The 15,448-nt window shown below is 64.9% G+C and carries 12 protein-coding genes, 1 other RNA gene and 1 pseudogene; 7 read left to right on the top strand and 7 right to left on the bottom strand.

Annotated elements, in window-relative coordinates; genetic code table 11:
• Window positions 1–289 precede the first annotated feature (289 nt).
• The gene (locus NX05_RS12895; protein WP_039436846.1) at window positions 290–964 is read left to right on the top strand and encodes an energy transducer TonB; all 675 of its coding nucleotides are present in this window, start codon (window positions 290–292) and stop codon (window positions 962–964) included.
• A gap of 430 nt (window positions 965–1,394) precedes the next feature.
• Here NX05_RS12895 and rlmH read toward each other — a convergent pair whose 3' ends face one another.
• Window positions 1,395–1,865, bottom strand: a complete 471-nt coding sequence (gene rlmH / locus NX05_RS12890) for a 23S rRNA (pseudouridine(1915)-N(3))-methyltransferase RlmH (RefSeq protein WP_039436844.1) — start codon at window positions 1,863–1,865, stop codon at window positions 1,395–1,397.
• Between the two features lie 47 nt (window positions 1,866–1,912).
• Between rlmH and NX05_RS23775 the strand changes: the two are divergent.
• Window positions 1,913–3,428 (top strand): annotated as a pseudogene (locus NX05_RS23775) (alkaline phosphatase PhoX).
• Between the two features lie 217 nt (window positions 3,429–3,645).
• Window positions 3,646–3,721, top strand: a non-coding RNA gene (locus NX05_RS22560) — sX9 sRNA.
• Between the two features lie 4 nt (window positions 3,722–3,725).
• Here NX05_RS22560 and rsfS read toward each other — a convergent pair.
• From rsfS to NX05_RS12840, 6 genes are all read right to left on the bottom strand, one after another.
• Entirely contained in the window at window positions 3,726–4,139 is a 414-nt protein-coding gene (rsfS, locus tag NX05_RS12865; protein ID WP_039436837.1) for a ribosome silencing factor, read from the bottom strand.
• A gap of 56 nt (window positions 4,140–4,195) precedes the next feature.
• The gene (gene nadD / locus NX05_RS12860; protein WP_039436834.1) at window positions 4,196–5,098 is read right to left on the bottom strand and encodes a nicotinate-nucleotide adenylyltransferase; all 903 of its coding nucleotides are present in this window, start codon (window positions 5,096–5,098) and stop codon (window positions 4,196–4,198) included.
• Window positions 5,095–6,123 carry a DNA polymerase III subunit delta gene (gene holA, locus NX05_RS12855; RefSeq protein WP_039436826.1) on the bottom strand — a complete coding sequence of 343 codons (1,029 nt, stop codon included), beginning with the start codon at window positions 6,121–6,123 and terminating at the stop codon, window positions 5,095–5,097. Before holA ends, nadD begins: the two co-directional genes overlap by 4 nt.
• 19 nt (window positions 6,124–6,142) lie before the next feature.
• Entirely contained in the window at window positions 6,143–6,787 is a 645-nt protein-coding gene (locus NX05_RS12850) for an LPS-assembly lipoprotein LptE (protein ID WP_010366825.1), read from the bottom strand.
• A 507-nt stretch (window positions 6,788–7,294) separates the two neighbouring features.
• Window positions 7,295–9,937, bottom strand: coding sequence for a leucine--tRNA ligase (gene leuS, locus NX05_RS12845; protein WP_039436950.1), 2,643 nt, complete (start codon window positions 9,935–9,937; stop codon window positions 7,295–7,297).
• A 111-nt stretch (window positions 9,938–10,048) separates the two neighbouring features.
• Window positions 10,049–10,660 (bottom strand): DUF998 domain-containing protein, encoded by a 612-nt coding sequence (locus NX05_RS12840; RefSeq protein ID WP_017117417.1) that lies wholly within the window; start codon window positions 10,658–10,660, stop codon window positions 10,049–10,051.
• Between the two features lie 205 nt (window positions 10,661–10,865).
• Between NX05_RS12840 and trxA the strand changes: the two genes are divergently transcribed.
• The 4 genes from trxA (at window position 10,866) to NX05_RS12820 (ending at window position 15,368) form a co-directional block, all read left to right on the top strand.
• Complete coding sequence (gene trxA, locus NX05_RS12835) at window positions 10,866–11,723, top strand: thioredoxin (protein ID WP_017121722.1); 858 nt, start codon at window positions 10,866–10,868, stop codon at window positions 11,721–11,723.
• Between the two features lie 263 nt (window positions 11,724–11,986).
• A complete protein-coding gene (locus NX05_RS12830) occupies window positions 11,987–12,436 on the top strand; it encodes a DUF4442 domain-containing protein (protein WP_039436823.1) in 450 nt (149 codons plus the stop codon).
• 1,642 nt (window positions 12,437–14,078) lie between these two features.
• Window positions 14,079–14,321, top strand: coding sequence for a DUF378 domain-containing protein (locus NX05_RS12825; RefSeq protein ID WP_017116402.1), 243 nt, complete (start codon window positions 14,079–14,081; stop codon window positions 14,319–14,321).
• Window positions 14,322–14,459: 138 nt separating this feature from the next.
• On the top strand, window positions 14,460–15,368 hold the full coding sequence (locus NX05_RS12820; protein ID WP_039436822.1) for a peptidylprolyl isomerase: 909 nt from the start codon (window positions 14,460–14,462) through the stop codon (window positions 15,366–15,368).
• Window positions 15,369–15,448 lie beyond the last annotated feature (80 nt).

Genomic DNA, 15,448 nt, shown 5'->3' with positions numbered 1-15,448 from the left:
TTTCCCAGCCCTGCGAAGGGCTGGGCTTTTTCTCAATCCACGCCCAGCTTCGGCTGGGCGTCTTGTTTGTGCAGATGCTTGCAATTGGCTGCTGCACCGTGGCGTTCACACGTGGCAATGCGCCGTGAGCACCGCTTGAATGATGCCTGCCTATCTGGCGGCGCCGTTGCCGCAACGCAATCCAAGCAGCGCTTGTGAAGCCGCGCCAGCTGCGGTAAACCTACGCCACCGGATGGTGATGTGCGTCCGGGTCGCGCTGGTCCTTTCCGCAGTTCCGTTCTGGAGGTGGATGATGGTTCGCACGCAATCGCAGGTTTCTTCCCGTCCTTTCGGCATCGACCCCTCGCGCGTGCTGGCGATGAGCACGGCCGTGGCATTGCACTTACTTGCGGGCGGGTTGTTGCTGATTCCGCTCTCGCACCGGGCGATTCCCCAGCAGACCGCACCCAAAGAGCGCTGGCTTATGCCGGTCAGCATCCCCACGCCGCCGCCACCGCTGGTGTTTCCAGTCAACGTAACGTTCAAGCCGAAAACGCATATACCGACCAAGACGCTGCCGGTTCCTGTGCAAACCGCAGTGATCACGCAGGAGCCTGTGGTCGATAGCGCGGCGTTTGCCGTTCCCGCGAGGATCTCCGACGTGGTCGCAGAAAGCACCCCGACGACAACCGCGCCCAGCGGACCGATCGAAGCGGGTCAACTGCAGTATCTGAGTTCGCCAGCGCCGAGCTATCCGGCGGCCGCACTGCGCGCAGGTCAGCAAGGCACGGTGCTGCTGCGTGTGCTGGTCGGCATTGATGGACGTCCGGCCGAAGTCAGCGTGCAGACCAGCAGTGGTCATCGCGTGCTCGACCTTGCCGCGCGTAGCCAGGTGCTGCGCAGCTGGCGCTTCCAGCCGGCCATGCAGAACGGTCAGGCCGTGCAGGCCTATGGCCTGGTGCCGGTAAGTTTCTCGTTGAATTGATGGAGACGTGATGCGGCGGCTTGCAAGCACAGCCGCCGCATCGACACGCCTCTGCTCATAGGAGCGACTACTGCCAACCATGCGGCTACGAACGCATGCGCTATGGTTAGCAACAAAATGCAAAATCGCCAAAGCGTTTGTTGATGCACGCACGCCATCAATAGCCGGTACGTCCATCGCCTACGAAGCTCCTCATACTCCGCATCGCGCGTGCAACTTGGAGCAGCTGATAAGACGACTGCGCCGCCATCAGACAGATGCGGCCAGCGTTCGGAACGGCATGTGGTAGGCGAGCACTGCAACGCTTCAGCGCCATCCATACCGACCTGGCGACTACTCGCGACGTGTTGTTAGCCGCTCGGTTCCATCGTTGGTGGCGTGGCGCCATGACCCAAGCTTGCTGCTGGAGGTGCAAGAGCTGCGCGCGTTGCTATGCGCGGTGATACGGATGGTTGGCCAGCATCGCCGCGGCGCGATACAGCTGCTCGGCGACGATCAGGCGCACCAACATGTGCGGCAGGGTGAGCGGGCCGATCGACCAGCTCTCACTGGCGCTTTTCAGCACCTTGGCCGAATGGCCTTCCGGCCCGCCGATCAAAAACGCCAGATCGCGCCCCTGTCCGCGCCAGTGTTCCATGCGCTGGGCGAGCTGTTCGGAACTGAGCGGGCGCCCCGGCACATCCAGCGCGATGACGTAGGCATTTTTCGGCAGCGCGGCGAGCACGCGGCGGCCTTCGTCGTCGGTCGCGCGCTGCGCGTCGCGGCCCTTGCCACGCAGGCCGGGTTCGATCTCGACCAGCTCCAGCGGCATCCAGTGCGAAAGACGCTTCTGGTATTCGGCAAACCCTTGCGCCACCCAGCTTGGTGCGCGCTCGCCGGTAGCGATAAGTCGGCATTTCATGGCTACATGATATCCGCGCGACCACCCAGCCACGCAGGAGTCGTTCGATGCCGGTTTTCGATCCCGCCCGCCGCCAGATTCTCAAGGGCACCCTTGGCAGCTTGAGCGCACTGCAGTCGCGCCAGGCCCAGGCCGCCACCTCGCCCTCCACGCGGTTGGCACCTTTTCCCAGCCGTTACGGCCCACTCGCGCCGGTTGCCGACCAAAGCACCGGTCTGCCGCTGCTGCAGCTGCCACAGGTTTCAGCTACCGCGCGTTCGGCTGGAGCGGCGATCGCATGGACGATGGCCAGCCCTGCCCCGACCGGCATGACGGCATGGGCGTGGTCGGTCTGCGCCGGCCCGACTGGCGGCCCGGTGGCGACCCGCTGCGCGGCCTGGCATATGTGCTGATCCGCAACCACGAACGCGGCGCGGGCAGCCCGTTCCGGGCGCCGGCGATGTGCGACACCGGCATCGTCAGTGGCACCAGCAGGCCAGCGGCGGCACCACCACGCTGAGTGATGGCCGGCGCTGCTGGGGCAGCCTGGAGCCGCGCCTCGGCGGCACACTGGTCAACTGCGCCGGCGGCCCCACGCCGTGGGGCACCTGGCTGCGCTGCGAAGAGATCAAGACCAACGCGGTCTCCAGCAACGGCCGCAAACATGGTTACGTGTTCGAGGTGGACCCGGACAGCCACCGCACCACAGGCCGCCCACTGGTTGGGCTGGGCCGTTTCAGTCACGAAGCGGTGGCAATCGACCCACGCACCGGCATCGTCTATCTCACCGAAGACGACCGCAACGAGGCCGGCCTGTACCGCTTCATTCCCAACGACCGCCGTGGCCGTAACGGTTCACTGGAAAACGGCCACCGCTTGCAGGCCGCGCGCGCGCGTAGGCGCCGCAATGCCGACCTCACCGTGGCCAGCATCGGCCAGCATCGGCCAGCAATTCCAACTGGATGGGTGGATATTTCCGAGCCCGATCTGGACAGCATCGCCGCACCCGCAGGCTTTGCCGATATCGGCGCCAACGACACCTTGAGCGGCCCGTTTGCAAAGCCTGCGCCGATGGCGCGCTGCGCATGAGCCGCGGCGAAGGCATCTGGTACAGCTACGGCAAGATGTTCATCGTCGACACCAGCACCGGCGTAAATGCGCAGGGCCGCCGCGGTTACGGCAATGGCGCGGTGTGGGTGCTGGACCTGTTTACCCAACGCCTGAGCGCGCTGTTCGTCAGCGGCAATCAGCTGGCCGCGCACAACCCGGACAACGCGACGGTGAGCGCGCGCGGTGGCGTGGTGTTGTGCGAAGACGGCGGCGAGAGCCCGGACGAATACGGCCCGGGCGCGCGCGCTCGGGCTGACCCTTAACGGCGAATCGTTCTACCTGGCCAAGAACAATGTGCAGCTGACCTCGCAGCAGATTGCCAACGCCGGCAAGACGATTGCCGAAGGCGATTACCGCGATACCGAGTTCTGCGGTGCGTGTTGGGATCCGTTGGCGCGCACCTTGTTCGTCAACATCCAGACGCCGGGCATCACGCTGGCGATCACTGGGCCGTGGGAGCGCGGACCGTTGTAAGTGCATGGCGCTGTACGCTGGTGATGGGCATGTCCCGAACCGCGGGCTAGGGAATGCACGAAGCCGCTCGATTGCGCAGTGAATGACTCAAACAGCAACGGCGCCCAAGGCGCCGTTGCTGGTCATGCACGCACGCCGCGCAACTGCGCAGATTTAGAGCAGCTAACAAAACTACTGATCAGCCGCCAGGCGGGCGTGGCCGGTGCTCGGAATAGGCATGTACCACTCGTACACTCCGGTTCCTGTGCGTCGTCCGCACTCACCTGACGACTGCTCGCTACGTTTTGTTGGCCGCTCTTAGCGCTGTTCGTCGGACTCGTCTTCGTCGGATGGGCGCTGATCGCCGACCGTCCACAGACGCTCCAGTGCATAGAATTCGCGCACGCGCGGCAACATCACATGCACCACCACATCGCCCAGGTCGACCAGCACCCACTCGGCTTCGCGCTCGCCTTCCACGCCCAGCGGCATCACATCCAAACGCTTGGCGAACTTGACCACTTCATCGGCGATCGATTTGACGTGGCGGGTCGAGGTACCCGACACCACCACCATGTAGTCGCAGACACTGGACTTGCCGCGCACATCGATCTCGACCACGTCCTTGGCTTTCAGTTCTTCGACAGCCTCGCGCACGGTGGCCAACAGGGCCGGCACGGACGGCGGCGGGTTCGGGAGAGAGGTCTTGATGACTTGGGCTTGGCTGGTCAAAGCGGCAACTCGATGGAATTGATGTGAATTATAGGCCGGTCCCGCCGGATGCGTGTTCAGCTAGCCGGGCGGGCGCTGCGGTACAGGCCTTCGCGCTGAATCATTGCGGCCACCGGCGGTGGCACCAGGGCCTGCCATTGGCCAACAGCAGCGATACGTGAACGCACTGCGCTGGCCGATTCGCCGCGCAAGGGCTGATGCAGCAGATAGAGCCGGCCGGCCGGGGCGCTGACCAGGTCGTCCGCACTGCAGACCCAGCGGCCCTGCACCGCCGCGGCCAGCTGCGGTGCGTCGGCCAGCTCCAATGTGGTTCCCGGGCGTGCAGCCACCACGAAATGCGCCAGCCCGAACAACGCCTCCCAGTCATGCCAGTGGTCCAGCCCGACGAAGGCATCGGCGCCGAGCAGCCAGGCGATCGGGGCGGTGGGGCCGAGTTCGGCACGCAGCTCGCGCAAGGTGTCCACGGTGTAGGACGGCGCATCGCCATGCGCGGCGCGGCGCAGCTCGCGGGTATCCAGCTGCAGCCCTGGGTGGTCAGTGAGCGCCAGCTCCAGCATCTGCGCGCGCTGCGCGGCAGTGGCGCCGGGCGCGGGGCGATGCGGCGGGTCGGCGGCCGGCACCAAGTGCACGCGTGCACCCAGTTCGTCGCGCGCCGCGCAGGCGATGGCGAGATGGCCGAGGTGGATCGGGTCGAAGGTGCCGCCGTAGTAGAGATGCAGCCTGGAACTGGGAATTGTGAATCGGGAATCGGTGTGGGATCGGGATTCGGGATTTGGGACTTGGGATTTGGGAAGAAGCGGGTCTGAGGTGGCGGACTCGGCGTTGATGGCCGGTGACCTCAGAGCCGAGCTGATAGAGGCTGCCGGCTGTGCGCTTTGCTGTGCGGTTGCGCTAGTTGGAGGCTGCCGGTTTCCGGCGCCGGCGCCTTGCTCAGCAGTTCCGGCCTCCCTCGCGGTCACGCCAACAATCTCACCGCGCGGGCTTCGGCCACGGCCACCAGCAGGCGTTCCAGACCCACCCAGGCGTCGCCGTCGGCGCGACCTTTGGCCATGCGATCGACCAGCCCGGCTTCGGCGACGAAGCGTTCCCAGCGACGCGGTTCGGGGTGACGTTGCAGCGCGCGCTTGAATGGTGCCTGGCGCGATTCCCACAGCCCCTGCGCCTTCATTTCGGCAGCCAGGTTGCCGCCGTTGGCCTGCACCTTCGCCAGCGAGGCAGTGCGCAGTAATTCCTTGATCAGGATCGGCATCAGCGCGGCAACCGCCTCGCCTTCGGCACGCAGGCCGGCGAGCATACGGATCACTGCCGCCGGCTGCCCGGAAAACGTGGTTTCGGCGAGCCGGAAGACGTCATAACGCGCGGCGTCAGCCACCAGCGATTCCATCGCTTCCAGATCCAGCGTCTTGCCATCGGCCAGCAGGGCGAGCTTGTCGATCTCCTGCGCGGCGGCGAGCAGGTTGCCTTCCACCCGCTCGCTCAGACGCTGCACGGCCCCGGCATCGGCGCGCAGGCCGTGCGCACGCAGGCGACGCTCGATCCAGTCGGATAGCTCATGCGGCTTGATCGCCCAGGCCACCGCAATCGTACCGATGCGGCCGACGGCCTCGGTCCACTTGCCCTGGTGCGCCTTGCTCCAGTCGTTGGCGGTAATCAGCAGCACCACGTCCGGCGGCGGGTTGGCGCAGAAGCGGGTGATGACCTCGGCGCCATCCTTGCCCGGCTTGCCGCTGGGCAGGCGCACCTCGACCAGCCGGCGCGGACTGAACAGGCTGGGCGCATTGAAGCTGGCGTCGAGCTGATTCCAGTCGAAATCGCGGCCATCGGCATCGAAGACTTCGCGTTCACCGATGCCTTCGGCGCGCGCGCGTGCACGCACCGCGTCGGCGGCCTCAAGCACACGCAAGGTCTCGGGGCCGGCGATCAGATAGACCGGCTGCAACGGCTGATTGGACTGGCCGGCCAACTGCTCGGGGCGAAGTTCCATACCGGTGAGCGGGCGCGGCTTAGTTGCCCGAGGTCGGCGCGGGCGGCAACGAGGCCGGCACGCTGGATTCGGGCGTCGTAGTGGGCTGTACTGGCTGCGCCGGGGCCGGCGGCAACGGCGCAGTCGGGGTGCTTTCTAGGCTTTCGCCACGCTTCAAACGTGCACGCACCACGCTGTCGATACGACGCAGGATCGAGGCCGACATGTCTTTGCGCAGTTCGTCGGCAAGAATCTCGCGCTCGGTCGCGGTACCGGTGGCGTCCACCGGCGGCGACACGTAATCGCGCGACAGCTCGATCACCTGCTGCGGCACCAGCACAGAGCCATTGGCAGTGGTGACGGAGAAAATGGCCGCGTAGCGCAGGCTGTATTCCTGGGCACGGCCCTGGCTATCGATGGCGATCGGCAGATCGCCCCAGCGCTCGGACAACACCTGCACCTGCGCGAAGCCGGTCTTGGCGTCTTCATCGGCCAGCGTGGCGCCGGAAGCCTTGAGTCCACGCCGCAACAGCTTGGCCAGCTCGCTGTACTGCACGGCCGACTGCACCTTCACCGCCGGTGTGTCGGGCGGCAACGCCAGCGAATTACGCAGATGGAAACCGCAGGCGGTGAGGCTCGAGACGAGCACAAGGGACGCAGCGAAGGCAGTAGGAAATCGAATCATGGGCACAGTCTGGATGAGCGCCCCGGCGGCGGCAACAGGCGGCTAGCCTGCCCGACACCGCGTGAACGGGGCTTGAGAGGCGCCGCAGTAAACCGCGGCGCCCCAGGAATGACAAACGCGTCGCCGCGCGCCAGTGTAAAGAAGTACCGATAACCATCGCGGAAACCATCGACGCGTCGCCACGCACTGATGCAGCGAACTGCCAGGAACCACCAGGGAAACCCCATAAGCGTGCCGTAACGCAGCGGTGAAACACCAAGCCCCCCCCTATCTGTTGCTGCGCGCCAGCGCAGTGCATCGCCAGGACCATCGCAGCACCGCACCCACGCATCGACCCGCGGGTGCGGTGTGTCGCAAGCAACAACAGCAGCAAAGTCCCTGATACTTCGCCTTGCGCCCACACCATCAATTGCGAAGAACCTCGGCAGGCCACCCTACAACCGTGGCAGCGCACCGATCCGGCGAACTGCCCGGACCGGCGATGGCAAACCGCCGCATCAGCAGCACTTACCCCGCAACGATATTCACGATCTTGCCCGGCACGATGATGATCTTGCGCACGCTCAGGCCGTCGAGGAACTTGGCGGCGTTCGGCTCGGCCTGCGCCAGTGCTTCGATCTGTTCGCGGGTCGCATCGGCGGCGACGTCGATCGTGCCGCGCAATTTGCCGTTGATCTGCACCGCCAGCGTCAGTGCATCACGCACCAGCGCGCTGGCGTCGGCCTGCGGGAAGGCCACGTTTTCCAGCAGCGTCTCGCCACGCCCGAGCATCTGCCACAAGGCGTGGCTGGCGTGCGGGGTGATCGGGTTGAGCAGCAGCACCATCGCTTCCAGCGCTTCCTGGCGCACGGCACGGCCCTGGTCGCTGGCGTCGTCAAACTTGGCCAGCGCATTAGACAATTCCATCACCGCAGCAATGGCGGTGTTGAAGCTGTGGCGGCGGCCGTAGTCGTCGCTGACCTTGCCGATGGTTTCGTGGGTCTTGCGGCGCACGGCTTTCTGCTCGGCGCTCAGTGCGGCGACATCCAGCACGACGGCAGCGCCCTCGCCCACATGCTTGTGCACTTGCACCCACAACCGGCGCATGAAGCGCGCCATGCCGTCGACGCCGGCCTCGTTCCACTCCAGCGACTGCTCCGGCGGTGCGGCAAACATCGAGAACAGACGCACCGTATCAGCGCCGTACTTGGCCACCATCGACTGCGGGTCCACGCCGTTGTTCTTGGACTTGGACATTTTCTCGGTGCCGCCGATGTGCACCGGCTGGCCGTCGGCGATCAGCACCGCACCGGTGACGCGGCCACGCTCGTCGCGCTGAATTTCGACATCGGCCGGGTTGATCCAGTCCTTGCCGCCATTGTCCGCGTCGCGATAGAACGTGTCGGCGATGACCATGCCCTGGGTGAGCAGATTGGTTACCGGCTCGTCGCTATCTACCAGCCGCGCGTCGCGCATGAGCTTGTGATAGAAGCGGAAGTACATCAGGTGCAGGATCGCATGCTCGATGCCGCCCACGTACAAATCGGCCGGCATCCAGTAATTGGCGCGGCGGTCAACCATGTCGCGTGCGTTCGGGCTGGTGTAGCGCGCCACGTACCAGCTCGATTCCATGAAGGTATCGAAGGTGTCGGTCTCGCGTTCGGCCGGGCCGCCGCACTCCGGGCAAGTGGTCTGGCGCCAGGTCGGATCGGTCTTGATCGGTGAACCGGTACCGGCGAATTCCACGTTCTCCGGCAATACCACCGGCAACTGGTCTTCCGGTACCGGCACTGCGCCGCACTTAGCGCAATAGATCACCGGAATCGGGCAACCCCAGTAACGCTGGCGGCTCACGCCCCAGTCGCGCAGACGGTAATTGACCCGGCGCTGGCCCTGGCCCTTGCGCTCGAAGCGCTCGGCCAAGGCTTCGAAGGCGCCGCCGAAATCCAGGCCATCGAACTCGGCCGAATTGATCAGCTCCAACTCGCGGCTCTTGTCGGTGTACCAGTCGCGCCACTGGGTGGCGTCCCAGGTCTGCTCGTCTTCGTTGCGCGGCTCGCGCAGCTTGACCACCTGCACGATCGGCAGGCCGTACTTGTTGGCGAACTCGAAATCGCGCTGGTCGTGGCCGGGAACCGCCATCACCGCGCCGGTGCCGTAGCCCATCAGCACGAAGTTGGCCACCCACACCGGCACCTGCTCGCCGCTGATCGGGTGCACCGCGGTCAGGCCGGTCGCCATGCCGCGCTTTTCCTGGGTTTCCAGCTCGGCTTCGGACACGCCACCGTGCTTGAGCGTTTCCAGCAGCGCGGCCAGTTCCGGGTTGGATTTGGCCGCATGCAATGCCAGCGGATGCTCGGCCGCGATCGACACAAAGGTCACGCCCATCAGCGTGTCCGGGCGGGTGGTGAACACGCGCAGCGGATCGAGTGCCGCGCCGTTGGTGTCGCGCACGTCGAACTGGATTTCCAACCCTTCCGAACGGCCGATCCAGTTGCGCTGCATGGTCTTGACCGAGTCCGGCCAGCCGTCCAGCTGGTCCAGGCCGTCGAGCAATTCCTGCGCGTAATCGGTAATGCGCAGGAACCACTGCGGAATCTCGCGTTTTTCCACCACCGCGCCGGAGCGCCAGCCGCGGCCGTCGATGACCTGCTCGTTGGCCAGCACGGTCTGGTCGATCGGGTCCCAGTTCACCACCGCATTGCGGCGATAGGCCAGGCCCTTGCGCATCAGCCGGGTAAACATGCGCTGCTCGTGCACGTAATAGTCCGGCGTGCAGGTGGCGAACTCGCGCGACCAATCGATGGCGTAGCCCAGCGACTTCAGCTGCGCGCGCATGTGCGCGATGTTGGCGTAGGTCCACTTGGCCGGCGCGGTCTTGTTCTTGATCGCGGCGTTTTCCGCCGGCAACCCGAACGCATCCCAGCCCATCGGCTGCAGCACGTTGTGGCCGGTCATGCGCTTGTAGCGGCTGACCACATCGGAAATGGTGTAGTTGCGCACATGGCCCATATGCAGCGCACCGGACGGGTACGGCAGCATCGACAGGCAATAGAACTTCGGCTTATCCGAGTTCTCGTCGACCTGGAAGGCGCGGGTGGCATCCCAAAACTGCTGGGCGGAGGTTTCGACCTGCTGCGGGTCGTAGACGTTCGGTTCGACGGTGGACATTGGGAGCAGATGCTCGGGCGGTGCAAAGCGGTACAGGGTACCGCAGTGCAGCAGGTGCACCAAACCGTTGCCTTAGACCGTTGCCTTAGACCGTTGCCTTAGACCGTTGCCTTAGACCGTGGACTTCGCCGGCCACGCCCAGGCCGCCACTGCCAGCCAGCCCACCCAGGCCAGGAACGCCAGCCGCTGGGCAATGGCCTGGCGCAGCAGGCCCGGCGGGCCGAACGCCAGCACCGCCACCAGCAGCCCTGCCGCCAGGCTCAACCAGGCCAGCGTGCGGGTCGTGGCATCGTTGAGCAACGCGGCGGCAATCAACAACATGCCGGGCACGAACGCCACCGCCCACAACAACCAGGCGGTGGCATGGGCCTGGCTGGCGCGGCCATCCAGATCGGTGGGGTCCAGCGGCAGCATGCCCATGCCCAGAAAGGCCAGGCCGGCCAGCACGATCAACTGTCCGCCCACGCGCAGACTCCAGCTGGCTTTGGCCGGCATACGCGCCAGCAGGCTGACCCCGGTGACCATGCCCAGCGCACCCACCAGCACGAATGCAATCAGATTGAAGCCCAGCGCATGCGGCACGCCTTGCGCACCCAACAGTGCTACCGGGTGGCTGGCCTGCAGATAGCCCGGCAGCGTGGCGCCGAATCCGGCGAGCGCCAGCACGAAGACCGTTGCGGCGATCAGGCCGATGTAGCGCTGCGCGCTGTCAGTGGTTGGCATTGTCTTGCTCCAGCACGGGGCGCGATGCGCCGTCAGAACGCGGCATTGTCGTGCCGGGCGGGCGCGGCGTGAACCCCTGACGCTGCCACGCCCGTGCTCCAGGCGACCACGCAGGGCGCCGAAGCGCGTCATTGCGGCTAGGCTTGTGTCAGCCGCGTTTGCCACCATTACCTCCCACTGTCGCCGCACTCACTTCTGGAAGCCCATGTCCGACAAGCCGCATGTATTCGATGCCACCACCGACACTTTCGAGACCGAGGTCCTGCAGAAATCGTTGACGACGCCGGTACTGGTTGACTTCTGGGCCACCTGGTGCGGCCCCTGCAAGTCGCTGACGCCGATCCTGGAAAAGCTGGCCGGCGAGTACAACGGCGCCTTCGAACTGGGCAAGGTCGACGTGGACAAGGAACAGCAGATCGCCGCGGCGTTCCAGATCCGCTCGGTGCCGACGGTGTTTTTGGTCAAGGGCGGCGAGATCGTCGATGGCTTCCCCGGCGCGATGCCGGAAGGCCAGGTGCGCGAATTCCTGACCCAGCACGGTGTGCTGCCGGCCGAGCCGCAGGTAGCCGAAGCAGCGCCGGTGGCGCCGCTCGACCCGCAGGCGCAAGTGGCGGCGCTGCGTGAGGCGATCGCTGCCGCGCCGGACAAGGACGAACTCAAGCTGGACCTGGCGCTGGCCCTGCTCAAGACCGGCGACACCGCCGAAGCCGAGCAGTTGATCGATGCCCTGCCCGCCAACCTCGCCACCGACGACCGCGCGGTGCGCGCCAAGGCGCGGCTGAGCTTTGCCAACGTGCTCAAGGACGCCCCGGACACCGGCACGCTGCAGGCCACCGTAGATGCCGACGGTGCCGACCTGCGCGCGCGACATCTGCTCGGCGTGCGCCACCTGCTCGACGGTAATGACGAAGCCGCGCTGGAGCAGTTTCTGGAAATGCTGCGGCAGGACCGCACATTCGACGACAGCCTGCCGCGTCGCAGCCTGATCGATGCGTTCCGGGTGATCGAGGATGAAGATCTGGTCGGCCGCTATCGCCGCAAGATGTCAGCGCTGGTGTTTTAAGCGCCGGGTTGAGGCCTGACATCGGGCTGGGTTGGGCGGTCGTGCGATCGCGCTGCTCATCGCGTGATCCGCGCCGGGCCTGTGCCCGGCGCGTTGCGTTTGGGCCATACAAGGCGTCGACACCCGGCTGACCGATAGCGGTGGCACCGATTCGCAGTGAGCAGCAACAGACGCACGACCATGCCGACATGGCCGACACACCGCCATCCATACGCATGCGAATGTTATGCTAAGCACCTTCCTCGCCAAGGAGACAGGCCCGCATGCGCGCATCGCTGTTCAAGTTAGGCATCAATCTGTGGCCGCCGTTTTTGTTCGCCGGCATCCACGTCACCGTGCTGTCGGCCGACTACCGCTTTGCGCGGGTGGAGCTGCGCCAGCGCCCGTGGAATCGCAACTACGTGGGCACCCATTTCGGCGGCAGCCTGTTCGCGATGATCGACCCGTTCTGGATGCTGCTGACCATGCACAACCTGGGCCGCGATTATTACGTGTGGGATAAGGCCGGCAGCATCGAGTTCGTCAAACCAGGCCGCGGCACGGTGACGGCGGATTTCGTCATCGACGACAGCGTGCTGGCGCAATTACGCCGAGCCACTGCAAGCGGCGAGAAACATCTGCGCTGGTTCGAAAACGACGTGCACAACCGCGACGGCGAGGTGGTCGCGCGCGTGCGCAAGCAGCTTTACGTCAAACGCAAGCCGGCACGTTGAGGATTACGGCGGTGATCGCTGCCAAGCCAGCTGATACGGCGATGCATACATTCGCTGAAACCGCAGCTCACGCAGAGATTATCGATGACAGTGCACGAAGACACTGATCCGCCTTCATGCACCAGGTTCGATTGCAGCAGCAGGAACCGAATAGGACCGCCTGTTGCTACGGGCGCAGCGATAGCAGATGCGCTCCCCAGCCGAAAGCGCGCTAGCCCATTGCTGCAGCCGTCGCGAGATCGATGGCATCGCATTCGCCCAATCTAGGCACAGCTGGGTCACAAAATATGTTATGGATCTGAGTGTTGTTGTCAAACCACGCCGCGCTAAGGTAGATACACACTGGCATCGGCCTTGTTCGGGGCCGCTGTACTCAATGACAGTGGGAGATGGATGCACGCCGGTCACGCCCTATGCATCGATTGCGCACCAAGCGCAGGTTCGCAACCGCACTCGTTCGGATATGGCGATACAAAATCTGCTCTGCAGACAGGAAGGTGCGGATCCGGTGGTTCAATCCTCGCGCGGTGCACTCACCTATTTGCCCCCATCAACATTGGCAGGTTCGGAACGCAGCTTAGCTAGGAAGGAAGTTCCACGGCATGTGCGATACAACTTCATGCCTCGCTCGCCAACTGCCTTGGTACGCAAGTCGATCTATCTGCCGTATATACCCCAGGGGATATGTCCGATGAATTCAGCTGCATCCCTCGATCAGGCCAGCCGCAGTACCGGGACGTACACCACAAAGATTCAGGAGCCGGAGATCCGGCAAACGGAACTCGCCAATGCTCCACCCTGCGCGACCTGCAGAATTGATTCCGCACGTGACCCGGCACTTAGTCCACTTGGACGCGCGCCTGTCAGGCGAAGCAGTGGGATGACGCCAGGAGCGCCGCTGGCTGGACCCGGCAAAGACGCCCAGGCACTCGGTTTGCAACCGCTAATGTCCCCGAGCGAAGCGGAAGCGACGAGCGCACCACAGCGTCAGCCATCGATATCCCAAGTGGCACAGTTGCACCCGGAGCATGCCCCGGTCCAGAACAGCCCGAGCCGAGCGAAGCTGGGGCACACGAGCAGCGAAATAACGCGGTGCAAGAGTGCTAGGGACTTGGCGATGGAATTCCACGGGTTCGCCCGCAGAGCCGGCAAACACGCCAAGGACTTGGTATGAGGTGATCATCCGGCGTGTTGCGAGGCTTCCCTCCCTGCAACATGCCGGATGACGTGCCCCAAGCCGAGCAAGAAGCCCGTTGATCAGCAAGGCGCGAACCACACGCACTTGCCGATATGCAGACAGGGTGGTCCCGATGCGGGCCCTGTTTGAAAGATGCCCAGATTGTGGGGTCGCCCGACTGTTGATCGCAGCGCGGTGCGCACCTTACCGCTGTGTGCGAAGGCCGTTCGACTATGGGCTCCACAAAGGCTCGCAGTCGAAAGTCGGATCGCCGTCGGTCTGCCAAGCATCGATCCTTCGGCGATCGCGCCGCTGGCGACCCCTGCCTGGACATGCCGACACGGCGCGCATGGCAGGCGGATGTGACCGACATGTGTGCAAAGCGCACCGCAAGTGAGCAACGCTCACGGGCTGCTCGCTGGGGCAGGCGGAGTCTGGGGGTTCCCACCCACATGGAATGCTTTCATGAAAGCGATCAACGTCATCACTCTGGTGCTTCTTATCGTCGGCGGATTGAACTGGGGGCTGGTCGGCCTGTTTCAGTTCGATCTGGTGGCCGCGCTGTTCGGCGGGCAGGACGCGCTGCTCTCGCGTGTGGTCTACACGCTGGTGGGCATCTCGGCGCTGTGGCAGCTGGTGCCGCTGTTCCGCAACAACCATGGTGTTGCCGAGCATCACACCAGCCCGCACGTGCGCAACAACCCGTAAGCACCCGCTTGCAGCGAGTCTTCGCATCTGGATACGACGCCGGCGCAACCCGTCGGCGTCTTGCTGTGCGCCACGCAGACTTTGCGTCCGGGCGCGTGGTCGGCAAGAATCGCAGGCACCTCCCTGCTGGCTGCCTTCATGCTCCTGCGCACTGTTGCTTCCGCCTGCCTGCTCGCTCTGCTGTTACCCGCAGCCGCCAACGCGGCCTACCGTAGCCCGCAACAGATTCTGGACAGCTCACCGGCCAGTGCATGGCGCGTGCTCGACCCGGACCGCACGCTGTACCTGGAGCTGGATGCCGGCCGGGTCATCATCGAGCTGGCACCGCAATTTGCGCCGGAGCACGTCGGCAATATCCGCACGCTGGCGCATGAGCGCTTCTGGGATGGGCTGAGCATCTACCGCTCGCAGGATAATTTCGTGGTGCAGTTCGGCGACCCGGATGGTGAGACACCGGCCAAAGCCAAATCGCTCGGCTCGGCCAAGACGCATCTGCCGGCCGAATTCGAACGCACATCGCAGGGCCTGGACTTCCAGCGCCTGCACGATAGCGACGGCTGGGCACCGCAAGTGGGCTTTGTCGACGGTTTCCCGGTTGGCCGCGACCCCGCCACCGGCAAGACCTGGTTGGCGCATTGCTACGGCACCCTCGGCGCCGGCCGCAACAATGATGAAGACAGCAGCATCGGTGCCGAGTTGTATGTGGTCACCGGGCAATCGCCGCGCCAACTGGATCGCAACATCACGGTGGTCGGGCGCGTGGTCAAAGGCATGGAATTGCTCAGCGTGACGCCACGCGGCCCCGACCCGATGGGTTTTTACGACGACCCCGCGCAACGCGCACCGATCCGCGCGATTCGGCTGGCCAGCGAGGTACCTGCGCCCGAGCGCATACCACTGCAGTTGCTGCGCACCGATAGCCAGACCTTCCGCGATGTGGCCGAAGCTCGCCGTAATCGCAAGGATGATTTCTACAAACGCCCGGCCGGGCATATCGATCTGTGTAACGTGCCGTTACCGGTGCGCACGCCGCCTGCTGCTGGTTGAATCGGCACTTGGGATTGGGGATTGGGGATTGGGGATTGGGGATTGGGGATTGGGGATTGGGGATTGGTAGAAGCGCGCCG

The organism is Xanthomonas vasicola, from assembly GCF_000772705.2.
In the GTDB taxonomy this organism is placed as follows: Bacteria; Pseudomonadota; Gammaproteobacteria; order Xanthomonadales; family Xanthomonadaceae; genus Xanthomonas; species Xanthomonas vasicola.
The sequence above is the reverse complement of the archived record's forward strand: the minus strand, read 5'-3'. Positions and strand labels throughout refer to the sequence as shown.

Bases quoted from the DNA above. Each gene is read 5' to 3' on its own strand.
- NX05_RS12895 (WP_039436846.1), top strand. From the start codon at position 290: ATGATGGTTCGCACGCAATCGCAGGTTTCTTCCCGTCCTTTCGGCATC.
- rlmH (WP_039436844.1), bottom strand. From the start codon at position 1,865: ATGAAATGCCGACTTATCGCTACCGGCGAGCGCGCACCAAGCTGGGTG.
- holA (WP_039436826.1), bottom strand. From the start codon at position 6,123: ATGGAACTTCGCCCCGAGCAGTTGGCCGGCCAGTCCAATCAGCCGTTG.
- NX05_RS12850 (WP_010366825.1), bottom strand. From the start codon at position 6,787: ATGATTCGATTTCCTACTGCCTTCGCTGCGTCCCTTGTGCTCGTCTCG.
- leuS (WP_039436950.1), bottom strand. From the start codon at position 9,937: ATGTCCACCGTCGAACCGAACGTCTACGACCCGCAGCAGGTCGAAACC.
- NX05_RS12840 (WP_017117417.1), bottom strand. From the start codon at position 10,660: ATGCCAACCACTGACAGCGCGCAGCGCTACATCGGCCTGATCGCCGCA.
- trxA (WP_017121722.1), top strand. From the start codon at position 10,866: ATGTCCGACAAGCCGCATGTATTCGATGCCACCACCGACACTTTCGAG.
- NX05_RS12830 (WP_039436823.1), top strand. From the start codon at position 11,987: ATGCGCGCATCGCTGTTCAAGTTAGGCATCAATCTGTGGCCGCCGTTT.
- NX05_RS12825 (WP_017116402.1), top strand. From the start codon at position 14,079: ATGAAAGCGATCAACGTCATCACTCTGGTGCTTCTTATCGTCGGCGGA.
- NX05_RS12820 (WP_039436822.1), top strand. From the start codon at position 14,460: ATGCTCCTGCGCACTGTTGCTTCCGCCTGCCTGCTCGCTCTGCTGTTA.